13 protein-coding genes and 1 riboswitch are annotated in these 11685 nt (G+C 59.8%); all 13 genes read left to right on the forward strand.

Going from position 1 to position 11685, the window contains the following annotated elements; translation table 11 throughout:
* The first annotated feature begins 79 nt into the window (after positions 1 to 79).
* The 13 genes from dnaK (at position 80) to radC (ending at position 11683) form a co-directional block, all read left to right on the forward strand.
* Complete coding sequence (gene dnaK, locus AC2FLB_RS14800; RefSeq protein WP_281973405.1) at positions 80 to 1987, forward strand: molecular chaperone DnaK; 1908 nt, start codon at positions 80 to 82, stop codon at positions 1985 to 1987.
* Between the two features lie 74 nt (positions 1988 to 2061).
* A complete protein-coding gene (gene dnaJ / locus AC2FLB_RS14805; protein WP_496709521.1) occupies positions 2062 to 3210 on the forward strand; it encodes a molecular chaperone DnaJ in 1149 nt (382 codons plus the stop codon).
* A gap of 168 nt (positions 3211 to 3378) precedes the next feature.
* A riboswitch (TPP riboswitch) is annotated at positions 3379 to 3485 on the forward strand.
* Positions 3486 to 3532: 47 nt separating this feature from the next.
* Positions 3533 to 4336 (forward strand): bifunctional hydroxymethylpyrimidine kinase/phosphomethylpyrimidine kinase, encoded by an 804-nt coding sequence (gene thiD / locus AC2FLB_RS14810; protein WP_281973406.1) that lies wholly within the window; start codon positions 3533 to 3535, stop codon positions 4334 to 4336.
* The gene (locus AC2FLB_RS14815; protein WP_496709569.1) at positions 4333 to 5310 is read left to right on the forward strand and encodes an FAD-dependent oxidoreductase; all 978 of its coding nucleotides are present in this window, start codon (positions 4333 to 4335) and stop codon (positions 5308 to 5310) included. Before thiD ends, AC2FLB_RS14815 begins: the two co-directional genes overlap by 4 nt.
* Positions 5294 to 5488 carry a sulfur carrier protein ThiS gene (gene thiS, locus AC2FLB_RS14820; protein ID WP_496703224.1) on the forward strand — a complete coding sequence of 65 codons (195 nt, stop codon included), beginning with the start codon at positions 5294 to 5296 and terminating at the stop codon, positions 5486 to 5488. The genes AC2FLB_RS14815 and thiS overlap by 17 nt, the downstream gene beginning before the upstream one ends.
* 2 nt (positions 5489 to 5490) lie before the next feature.
* Positions 5491 to 6255, forward strand: a complete 765-nt coding sequence (locus AC2FLB_RS14825; protein ID WP_496709523.1) for a thiazole synthase — start codon at positions 5491 to 5493, stop codon at positions 6253 to 6255.
* Complete coding sequence (locus AC2FLB_RS14830) at positions 6252 to 6848, forward strand: thiamine phosphate synthase (protein ID WP_496709524.1); 597 nt, start codon at positions 6252 to 6254, stop codon at positions 6846 to 6848. The genes AC2FLB_RS14825 and AC2FLB_RS14830 overlap by 4 nt, the downstream gene beginning before the upstream one ends.
* Complete coding sequence (locus AC2FLB_RS14835; RefSeq protein ID WP_496709525.1) at positions 6845 to 7810, forward strand: ThiF family adenylyltransferase; 966 nt, start codon at positions 6845 to 6847, stop codon at positions 7808 to 7810. The genes AC2FLB_RS14830 and AC2FLB_RS14835 overlap by 4 nt, the downstream gene beginning before the upstream one ends.
* Before the next feature lie 19 nt (positions 7811 to 7829).
* Entirely contained in the window at positions 7830 to 8765 is a 936-nt protein-coding gene (locus tag AC2FLB_RS14840) for an ABC transporter substrate-binding protein (protein ID WP_142637333.1), read from the forward strand.
* A complete protein-coding gene (gene tenA, locus AC2FLB_RS14845; RefSeq protein ID WP_496702861.1) occupies positions 8762 to 9436 on the forward strand; it encodes a thiaminase II in 675 nt (224 codons plus the stop codon). The genes AC2FLB_RS14840 and tenA overlap by 4 nt, the downstream gene beginning before the upstream one ends.
* Positions 9433 to 10161: an ABC transporter ATP-binding protein gene (locus AC2FLB_RS14850; protein ID WP_496702859.1), complete on the forward strand. Its 729-nt coding sequence runs from the start codon at positions 9433 to 9435 to the stop codon at positions 10159 to 10161. Before tenA ends, AC2FLB_RS14850 begins: the two co-directional genes overlap by 4 nt.
* On the forward strand, positions 10158 to 10892 hold the full coding sequence (locus AC2FLB_RS14855) for an ABC transporter permease (RefSeq protein ID WP_271950546.1): 735 nt from the start codon (positions 10158 to 10160) through the stop codon (positions 10890 to 10892). The genes AC2FLB_RS14850 and AC2FLB_RS14855 overlap by 4 nt, the downstream gene beginning before the upstream one ends.
* A gap of 35 nt (positions 10893 to 10927) precedes the next feature.
* On the forward strand, positions 10928 to 11683 hold the full coding sequence (radC, locus tag AC2FLB_RS14860; RefSeq protein WP_496709526.1) for a RadC family protein: 756 nt from the start codon (positions 10928 to 10930) through the stop codon (positions 11681 to 11683).
* Positions 11684 to 11685 lie beyond the last annotated feature (2 nt).

The following is an 11685-nucleotide window of genomic DNA, read 5'->3' on the forward strand; positions in this document are numbered from 1 at the left end:
TGCGCAAATCAGATCGGGGCCAGATGCCATAACGGGTCGGGCCTCGGGACATCGCCTTGAAGAGAAAGGGATTGAACATATGGGAAAAGTAATCGGGATTGACCTCGGCACCACCAACTCGTGCGTTGCCATCATGGACGGCTCGCAGCCGAAGGTCATCGAAAACGCCGAAGGGGCGCGGACCACGCCCTCGATCGTCGCCTTCACCGAAGATGAGCGACTGGTCGGTCAGCCTGCGAAACGCCAGGCGGTCACCAACCCTGACAACACGGTTTTTGGCGTCAAACGCCTGATCGGTCGTCGTGTAGATGATGCCGAAGTCGAAAAAGACAAGAAAATGGTACCATACGCCATCGTTGATGGCGGCAATGGCGACGCGTGGGTCGAAGCCCGCGGTGAAAAGTACTCCCCAAGCCAGATTTCGGCCTTCACTCTGGGCAAGATGAAGGAAACCGCTGAAAGCTACTTGGGTGAGGAAGTCACACAAGCCGTTATCACCGTTCCGGCCTATTTCAACGACGCACAGCGTCAGGCGACCAAAGATGCCGGTAAAATCGCCGGCCTGGAAGTGCTGCGGATCATCAACGAACCGACAGCTGCCGCTCTGGCCTATGGTCTGGACAAGGAAGAAACCCAAACCATCGCGGTTTATGACCTTGGTGGCGGCACCTTCGACGTAACCATTCTGGAAATCGACGACGGGTTGTTCGAGGTTAAATCGACCAATGGCGACACCTTCCTGGGTGGTGAAGACTTTGACATGCGCATCGTCAACTACCTGGCGGATGAGTTCAAAAAGGAACACGGTGTCGATCTGTCCCAGGACAAGATGGCGCTGCAGCGTCTGAAAGAAGCTGCGGAAAAAGCCAAGATCGAACTGTCCTCGACCTCACAAACCGAGATCAACCAGCCGTTCATCTCGATGGGCGCCAACGGCCAGCCGCTGCACATGGTCATGAAACTGACCCGTGCCAAGCTGGAATCGCTGGTTGGTGATCTGATCAAGAAGTCGATGAAGCCCTGCGCGGCTGCTCTGAAAGATGCTGGCCTGTCGGCTGGCGATGTAGACGAGGTTGTTCTGGTCGGTGGTATGACTCGGATGCCGAAAGTGATCGAAGAGGTCACTAAATTCTTCGGTAAAGAGCCGCACAAAGGTGTGAACCCGGACGAAGTGGTTGCCATGGGCGCCGCCATTCAGGCCGGTGTTCTGCAGGGTGACGTCAAAGACGTTGTTCTGCTGGACGTGACACCGCTGTCGCTAGGTATCGAAACGCTGGGTGGTGTGTTCACCCGACTGATCGACCGCAACACCACGATCCCGACGAAAAAGTCTCAGGTCTTCTCGACCGCCGAAGACAACCAGAACGCGGTGACCATTCGCTGTTTCCAAGGGGAACGTGAAATGGCTGCGGACAACAAGATCCTGGGTCAGTTCAACCTCGAAGATATCCCGCCAGCACCGCGCGGCATGCCGCAGATCGAGGTGACTTTTGACATTGACGCCAACGGCATCGTCTCGGTTTCGGCCAAGGACAAAGGCACCGGCAAAGAGCAGAAGATCACCATCCAGGCATCGGGCGGCCTGTCCGACGAGGACATCGAAAAGATGGTCAAGGACGCCGAAGAGAACGCGGAGGCCGACAAGGAACGCCGCGAGCTGGTCGACGCAAAGAACCAGGCGGAAAGCCTGATCCACTCGACAGAAAAGTCGATGGAAGAACATGCCGACAAGGTTGATCCAACAACTATCGAAGCCATCGAGCTGGCGATTGCCGCGCTGAAAGACGAGCTGGAAACCGAGAATGCCGACAAGATCAAGTCGGGCATCCAGAACGTTACCGAAGCGGCCATGAAGCTGGGCGAAGCCATCTACAAAGCGCAAGCTGAAGACGGCGAAGATGAACCTGCCGCTGCGGATGCTGCACCGGGCGAGGATGACATCGTCGATGCCGAGTTCGAAGATCTGGACAACGACAAGCGTAGCTAACGGGTAACCGGGCCAATTCGGGCCGGTCCGGTCACCGGGCCGGCCCGATTACGTTGAGGCAGAAGGAAATACTGATGTCAAAACGCGACTATTACGATGTGCTCGGCGTATCCAAGGGTGCATCAGCGGACGAGATCAAGAAAGGCTTTCGCAAGAAGGCCAAAGAATTGCATCCCGACCGCAACAAGGACAATCCGGAGTCAGAGGCACAGTTCAAAGAAGCGAACGAGGCCTATGACGTCCTGAAAGATGCTGAACGCAAGGCGGCTTATGACAGGTTCGGTCATGCCGCATTCGAAAATGGCATGGGCGGCGGTGGCCGACCTGGCGCTGGCTTTGGTCAGGGCGACTTTTCCAGTGCATTCTCGGATGTGTTCGACGACCTGTTCGGCGATTTCATGGGTGGCCAACGGAGCGGGGGCGGTGGACGTCGTGCCGCACGCGGTTCGGATCTGCGCTATAACCTGCGCGTCTCGCTGGAAGAGGCGTATTCAGGTCAGCAGAAAACCATCAATGTCCCGGCAGCGGTTGCCTGTTCGTCCTGCGACGGATCCGGGGCTGAAGGCGGTGTTGAGCCCACCACCTGTCCGACCTGTTCGGGTATGGGCAAGGTGCGTGCGCAACAAGGCTTTTTCACAGTAGAACGCAGCTGTCCGACCTGTTCGGGCCTAGGTCAAATCGTCAAGAACCCCTGCAAATCCTGTCAGGGTGCGGGCCGTGTTGAAAAAGAACGCGCCTTGTCCGTTAACATTCCAGCCGGTGTCGAAACCGGCACGCGCATTCGTCTGGCCGGTGAAGGCGAGGCTGGAATGCGCGGTGGCCCTCCGGGTGATCTATACATCTTTGTAGAGGTCTCAGATCACAGGCTGTTCGAGCGTGACAGCGTGAACCTCTATTGCCGCGTGCCGGTCAGCATGGCCAAAGCCGCGCTTGGTGGTTCGATCGAAGTTCCGACCATCGACGGTGGCCGCGGGCGTGTGCAGATTCCAGCGGGCAGCCAATCGGGTCGCCAGATGCGCCTGCGCGGCAAGGGCATGCCAGCCCTGCGCGGCGGCGGTGTTGGAGATATGTTCATTGAGCTGGCCGTGGAAACTCCGGTAAACCTCACCAACCGCCAGAAAGAGCTGCTGCGCGAGTTCGACGACCTGGGTGAAGATAATCACCCGGAATCCAACAGCTTTTTCTCCTCCGTCAAATCCTTTTGGGACGGGATGAAGGGCTGAAGTCTTTTCCCAAAAAAGGGGGGCGCTGCCCCCCCGCGACTCCCCCGAGGTATCTAGGGCCAGATGAAGCGGGTGATCCGCATTTCATCTGGCCAAAAATACCTCGGAGCGCGAGGCAGAGCCTCGTAATTCTTCGCTTGATTATTGTCGCCGCGCCTGAGATGGTCCGCGCAACCGTTGGGGTGCCTTGTTCGCAAGGCTGAGAGGTGCTGCTGCATCAACCCATCGAACCTGATCCGGGCAATACCGGCGGAGGGAACGGTCTTATGAATACAGACGTTTTCCATCCTCCGTTGTTGCCCCTAGAAGATGGAGCAACGACATGGCAGCTATTGCCCTGACCATTGCAGGGTCCGACAGCGGAGGCGGGGCCGGAATTCAGGCGGACCTCAAGGCGATGTCTGCGCTGGGCGTTTATGGGGCCAGCGTTATTACGGCGGTGACTGCGCAAAACACCCTGGCCGTGACAGCCGTTCATGGCATTCCTCTGAGTGTGATCCGCGCGCAAATCGACGCCGTGCTGAACGATCTGGATGTCGGGGCGATCAAGATCGGCATGCTGGCAACACCCGAGATTATCGAGACCGTTGCAGATGCCCTGTCGGGCTATGCCGGGCCCATAGTTTTGGACCCTGTCATGATAGCGAAATCCGGGGATGCACTGCTGGCGGGTGACGCAATCCGGACCCTTATGGACCTTCTGATACCACGCGCGACTGTTCTGACGCCCAATTTGCCCGAGGCTGCGCGCCTGCTTGGACAGTCCGAAGCGCAGTCTCCGGATGAAATGGTGGTTCAGGGACAGGCCATTTGCGCAAAGGGGGCCGCGTCTGTTTTGATGAAAGGCGGGCATGGTCAGGGCGAGATATGTCATGATCTGTTGGTCGACGGTTCGGGATTGGTGGATGAATTCACAGCGCAGCGCCGGAACACAAAGAACACCCACGGGACTGGGTGTACATTGTCCTCGTCAATTTCCGCCGGGTTGGCCAAAGGTCTGAGCTTGCGGGATTCCGTGGCAGAGGCACATGCTTATTTGCAAGGCGCTATCGCCCAGGCTGATGGGCTGTGCGTGGGTCAGGGCCATGGTCCGGTGCATCATTTCCATCGGGTCTGGCCAGCGTGACGATCTGGTCTGTCATAGGGGCAGGCGTGGCCGGTTTGGCTGTTGCGTCCGAATTGGCCCATCGCGGCGCACGGGTGCAAGTCTTTGACCCCGCCGGCCTGCCGGGTCCGCATGGCTGTTCTTGGTGGGCCGGGGGAATGCTGGCCCCGTGGTGCGAGTTCGAAAATGCCGAAGAGCCGGTCTTGCGCCTGGGGCAGGGTGCTTTTGACTGGTGGGCGACCCGGACCAAGGTTCATCAGCGCGGTACTTTGGTCGTTTGCGGTGCGCGCGACTTGCCGGATTTGCGTCGGTTTGGTCGTCGAACGCAGGGGTATCATGAGGTAGATCAGCAGGAGCTAGCCGCATTAGAGCCTGATCTACATGGTTTCGGCAACGGTCTGTATTTCAAGGACGAAGCCCATATAGACCCACGCAAGGCGCTGCAGGATGTGTTCGACGATCTTATCGCGCGGGGCGTTGCCTTTCATCGCGAACCCGCCCCTGCTGGGTTGGAGAACGCGATTGACTGCCGTGGTCTTCAGGCGCGGGACGCCTTGTCTGATCTTCGGGGCGTAAAGGGTGAGATGCTGGTGATCCGCTGCCCTGATGTGACGCTGACCCGGCCCGTGCGCCTGTTGCATCCCCGGATGCCGCTTTACATCGTGCCGCGTGGCGATGGCATCTACATGCTGGGCGCGACGATGATTGAATCCGAGGATAAAACCCGCATCACCGCGCGCTCGATGCTGGAACTGCTCAGCGCGGCCTATGCGTTGAACCCCGCTTTTGGCGAGGCCGAGGTGCTAGAGATCGGCGTCGATCTGCGCCCGGCCTTTCCCGACAATCTGCCTCGGATCCGGCGTCGGGGCAGGACGATTTACGCCAACGGGCTGTACCGCCACGGGTATCTGTTGGCACCGGCGCTGGCCCAGGGCGTTGCCGATCTGGCGCTTGAACACAAACATTCGGAGATGGTCGATGAAGATCGTGCTTAATGGCAAGCCGCGCGAGGTGCGGGCCGAGACCTTATCGGAATTGCTGATGGAATGCGGCTACTCGGGCCGTGTCGCCACTGCGGTGAACGAAGATTTCGTGCCCTCGGGGCTGCGTGTTGCCCATGCTTTGGCAGAAGGGGATCGGATCGAAATCGTCGCGCCGATGCAGGGGGGCTGAGGATGAAATCCTTTTACGGAACCACATTGGCCAACCCGCTGATGCTGGGCACGGCGCAATATCCCAGCCCGGCTATTCTGGAGCAGGCCTTTCGCGAAAGCGGGGCGGGTGTTGCCACGGTCTCGCTTCGCCGAGAATCAGGGGCGGGGCAGGCATTCTGGCAGATGATCCGCGATCTGGGCGTGTCGGTGCTGCCCAACACCGCCGGATGCCATACGGTCAAAGAGGCGGTAACCACCGCCCAAATGGCGCGTGAGGTCTTTGATACCAAGTGGATCAAGCTGGAACTGATCGGCCATACCGACAGCCTGCAGCCGGATGTGTTCCAGCTGGTCGAAGCCGCGCGCATTCTGACCAGCGACGGGTTTCAGGTCTTTCCCTATACGACCGACGATCTGATTGTTGGCGAACGGCTGCTTGCCGCCGGGTGTGAGGTGCTGATGCCATGGGGCGCGCCGATCGGGTCAGGGCGGGGGCTGAACAATGAATATGCCCTGCGGGCGATGCGGGCAGAGTTCCCGGATGTGCCCTTGGTGATTGACGCGGGCATCGGCCTGCCCAGCCACGCCGCCCACGCGATGGAGCTGGGTTATGACGCTGTACTGCTGAACACTGCTGTGGCCCGCGCCGGGGACCCCGTTTTGATGGCCCGCGCAATGGCCCGCGCCATCGAGGCCGGGCAACTGGCCCATCAGGCCGACCCGATCGAGGCGCGCGATATGGCGGAACCTTCGACCCCGGTTATTGGAAAGGCATTTCTGTCATGACACTCGACCGGTTTTATCCGATCTTCGATCATTCGGACTGGCTGCGCCGGATGCTGCCGCTGGGCATCAAGTTGGTACAGCTGAGGGTCAAGGACCAGCCCATGGATGTGGTGCGTGACCAGATTGCCAAGTCGCGTGACCTGTGCCGCGCAAGTGGGACAGTTCTGGTGGTCAATGACTATTGGCAGGCGGCCATCGACGCCGGCTGTGACTGGGTGCATTTGGGGCAAGAGGATCTGGACGAGGCCGATTTGATTGCCATCCGCAAGGCGGGTTTGAAACTGGGCGTGTCCACCCATGATGATGATGAGTTAGAGCGCGTGCTGGCCATGGACCCCGACTATGTGGCGCTTGGCCCGGTCTATCCCACCATCCTGAAAAAGATGAAATGGCAGCAGCAGGGTCTGCCCCGCGTCGCAGAATGGAAAGCGCGTGTTGGAGATACGCCGCTGGTTGGCATTGGCGGGATGAGCGTCGAACGTGCGCCGGGTGTCTTGCAGGCGGGGGCGGATATCGTCTCGGTTGTGACCGATATCACCCTGAATACCGACCCCGAGGCGCGCTTGCGCCAGTGGATCGAGGTCACCAGATGAGCCGATATGCCCGTCAGACGCTGTTGCCAGAGGTTGGGGCAAAAGGGCAGGGCCGACTGTCCTCGGCGCGTGTCTTGGTGGTAGGGGCAGGCGGGTTGGCTGCCCCGGCCCTGCCATTGCTGGCCGGGGCAGGGGTCGGGCAGATCACGATCCTGGATCGGGATCAGGTTGAGCTGTCCAACCTGCATCGGCAGACCTTGTTTTCTGAGGCGGATTGCGGACACCCCAAGGCCGAGCGTGCGGCGGCACGGTGCAAGGCGATCAATGGGGACATAGACGTCAGCGGCAAAAAACAGGCTCTAACAGGCGAAAATGCCAGTAACTCGGTCGCTCAGGCGGATGTGATCCTGGATTGTGCAGACAGCTATGCGGCCAGCTATATCCTCTCGGACACTTGCTTGGCGCAGGGCAAGCCGCTGATCAGCGCCTCGGTGCTTGGGCTGTCGGGCTATGTCGGAGGTTTCTGCGGCGGCGCGCCGTCTTTGCGGGCGCTGTTCCCGGATGCGCCGGACAGCGGGGCCAGCTGCGCCACCGCTGGTGTTCTGGGTTCGGTCGTCGGGACGGTCGGCGCGATGCAGGCACAGATGGCGTTGAACCTGATCCTTGGACTGACGCCCTCGGTGCTGGGTCAGATGGTTCAATACGATGGTCGGACACTCCGTAGCACGGCCTTCCGCTTTGACGATGCGCCCGAGCCGAACAGCTGTTTCCGGTTTCTCTCGGCCGGGCAACTGACGACAGATGACCAGATCATCGAGCTGCGCAGCCCCGAGGAATCCCCGCGCCCGGTACATCCTGATGCGCAACGGATATCGCCGGATGATCTGAATCAGATAGACCCTAATAAGGGCAAAAGGCTGGCATTGTGCTGTGCTACCGGATTGCGCGCCTGGCGCGCTGCCGAACGAATTCAACCGAATTGGCCGGGCGAGATTGTTCTTGTCGCGGCTTCAACCTCGTGAACAGAAGGAACCGCGAGATATGAAAAAACTGATCGCTGCAATCGCCCTGCTGGCTGCCGCGCCGGCCTGGGCCGAGGATAAGATGACCGTCTTGTTGGATTGGTTTGTGAACCCTGACCATGGTCCAATTATCGTCGCACAGGAAAACGGCTATTTTGCCGACCAGGGGCTTGAGGTTGAGATCATTCCGCCCGCGGACCCCTCCGCGCCGCCGCGTCTGGTGGCCGCTGGTCAGGCCGATCTGGCGGTGTCCTATCAGCCGCAGCTGCACCTGCAAATCCATGAGGGCTTGCCGCTGAAACGGGTCGGCACGCTGGTTGCCACCCCGCTGAACTGCCTGCTGGTGCTGGATGATGGCCCGATCAAGTCGCTGGCCGATCTGCGGGGCAAGAAAATCGGTTTCTCGGTCGCCGGTGTCGAAGAGGCGATCCTGACAACCCTTCTGGGTCAGCATGATATCGGTCTGGATGAGATTGAGATGGTCAACGTCAACTTCTCGCTGTCGCCGTCGCTGATGACCGGTCAGGTGGATGCGGTTATCGGGGCGTTCCGGAATTTTGAGCTGAATCAGATGGATATCGAAGGTGTCGCGGGCCGGTGTTTCTATATCGAAGAGGAAGGCATCCCGCCCTATGACGAGCTGATCTATGTCGCCAATCCCGATACGATGGATGCCGACAAAATCGCCCGTTTCTTGGCTGCGACCGAGAAAGCGACCCAATATATCGTCAACAACCCGGAAAAAAGCTGGGAAATCTTCGCGGCCACCTCGACCGAGCTGAAGGATGAGCTTAATGCCCGCGCCTGGGTCGACACGCTGCCCCGGTTTGCACTGCGTCCGGCGGCGTTTGATGCGGGTCGTTATGCGCGGTTCGAGGAGTTCCTGAAGAACAGCGGCATGATTGACAGCCTGAACCCGGTCAGCGACATTGCCATCGATGTGACCGCGCAATGAGCAATTACGGCAAAGCTTTCGCATTGATGCGGGATGCCGCGCAGGGGCCGTGGCGGGATTACACTCGCCACACCTTTGTGGAAGGGATGAAAGACGGAACGCTGCCGCGCGCGGCGTTCCTGCATTACCTGCGACAGGACTATGTGTTCCTGATCCATTTTTCCCGTGCTTGGGCACTGGCGGTTGTCAAATCCGAGACTCATTCGGAAATGCTGGCGGCCGTGGCCACGGTAAATGCGTTGGTTGCCGAGGAAATGCAGCTGCATATCGGTATCTGCGAGGCCGCCGGGATTTCCCAGGAGGAGCTGTTCGCAACCCCCGAACGCGCCGAAAACCTGGCCTATACGCGCTTTGTGCTTGAGGCCGGGTATAGTGGCGATTTGCTGGACCTGCTGGCGGCTTTGGCCCCCTGTGTGATGGGCTATGGCGAAATCGGCACGCGGTTGGCCTCTGAAGCTACATCCGAGGTCTATCGTGATTGGATCGATACCTATGCCAGCGACGACTACCAAGGCGCGTGCAAAGCGGTTGGAGAACTGCTAGATCAGGCTCTAACACGGCGTATTGGTGAGAACTTTGCAGCCTCGCCTCGCTGGGACCGCCTGTGCCAGACCTTCCGCACCGCAACCGAGCTAGAAGTCAACTTCTGGCAAATGGGCCTGACCCCATGACACGGGCGCCCGATCTGAGCATCAACGGCACGGCTACGATTGACGGGGCGACGTTGTTCGCGCCGCTTACCCTGACCCTTGGGGCCGGGCAGTGGACTTGCCTGCTGGGCGGATCGGGCGTCGGTAAAACCACAATTCTACGTCTGATTGCCGGGCTTGATACAGGTGCCGTGTTCACCGGGCAGATCACCGCCGGTGACGGTGCTCCGATGCAGGACCGCGTGGCCTATATGGCGCAGGATGATCTGCTGCTGCCCTGGGCAACGGTTGCACAGAATGTCTCGTTAGGTGCGCGGCTTCGGGGCAAGTCGGTCGATCTGGAGCGGCGCAACCGTCTGATTCAGCGCATGCGATTGCAGGATCATATGACCAAGAAACCCGCCGAACTGTCGGGCGGCCAACGCCAACGCGTCGCTTTAGCCCGCACGCTCATGGAGGATCGCCCGATTGTTCTGCTGGATGAGCCGTTCTCGGCGCTGGATGCCCGCACCCGTGCCGATATGCAGGATCTTGCAGTCGAGGCATTGCAGGGCCGGACTGTTCTGCTGGTCACCCATGATCCGGGTGAGGCCGCCCGGCTGGGCCAGTCCATCATGGTGATGACACAGCAGGGCCTGACCCCTTGTGAACCGCCGCATGCACCTGCCCCGCGCCATGTGGACGACCTTGAGACGCTTGAGACGCAAGGTGCGCTGTTGCGCTTGCTGCGCGAGGCGGTCGCATGAAATATCTCTCAGCCCTTGCAGCTACCGTGTTCGCGATTGCCATCTGGCAGGGTATCGTCTGGACGACCGGCTTGCCTAAGTTCATCCTGCCAAGCCCCGCCGTGGTGGCCGAGACTTGGTGGCAGAACCGTTGGCTGATCGCCGAACACACTTGGATCACTGCGGTCGAAGTGGTGATTGGATTGGCCTTTGGGACGGTTCTGGGTGTGGTCACTGCGCTGCAACTGGCCAATTCGCGGGCGGCGCGCGTGCTGGTACAGCCGATGCTGGTGTTCACGCAGGCTCTGCCGGTTTTTGCGCTGGCCCCGTTGCTGACGCTTTGGCTGGGCTATGGTCTGTGGTCCAAGGTCGCGATGGCGGTGCTGATCATCTATTTCCCGATCACCTCGTCTTTCTTCGATGGGCTGATGCGGACGCCGCAGGGCTATCTGGACCTTGCGCGCACGATGCAGGCCAGTCCGCGTGCAGTGCTGTGGTATATCCGCATTCCGGCGGCGATGCCCTCGCTGGCGTCGGGGATGAGGCTGGCCGCCGTCTATGCGCCGATCGGGGCGGTGATTGGTGAATGGGTCGGCTCGTCCCAAGGGTTGGGATATTTGATGCTGTTGGCCAATGGCCGTGCAAAGACTGATCTGATGTTCGCCGCAATGCTGACCTTGGGGGTGTTTTCCATCGTGTTGCATATGGTTGTCCGCCGCGCCACTGCCCGCATGGCAGGTGAGGTGCGTTAACCATCTGGAAACCGATTCTGCGTCAGGCTGAGAGCATGACACAGGACGCCTTTTCCGAAGCCCCAATGCTGTTCGATACAGACGAAGCCCCCGCGCAGCCGCTGCCGACGGGTCGGTTACCCTCCTACATCAAAGATCATCGCAAGCGGCTGCGCGAACGGTTCCTGTCTGGCGGGTCCGCCGCCATGCCGGATTATGAGCTGTTGGAACTGGTCCTGTTCCGTTCAATCCCCCGGCAGGATGTGAAACCGCTGGCGCGTGCGCTGATGGAGGCGTTTGGCGATTTCAACCGGGTGCTGACCGCGCCCGAGGAACGGCTGCGCCAAATCAAAGGTGTCGGGGATAGCGTGATCACCGATCTGAAAATCCTTGAGGCCTGCGCCCATCGCATGGCCCGCGCACGGGTGATGAGGCGACATGTGATTTCCGGATGGGACGCATTGCTGGACTATTGCCACACCACCATGGCCCATCGCGAGACCGAACAATTCCGTGTGTTCTATCTGGATCGCAAAAACGTGCTGATCGCTGATGAGGAGCAGGCCAAGGGCACGGTGGATCATGTCCCTGTCTATCCGCGCGAGGTTGCCAAACGGGCGCTGGAGCTGAATGCCTCGGCGTTGATACTTGTGCATAACCATCCGTCAGGTGACCCGACCCCGTCGCAATCGGATATCGACATGACCAACCGAATTCAGGATGCCTGCCTGGCACTGGGCCTGACGCTGCATGACCATCTGATCATTGGAAAGTCGAACGAGTTGAGCTTCAGGTCCGAAGGCTATCTATGAGT

The organism is Ruegeria sp. CDSA236 (assembly GCF_059611285.1).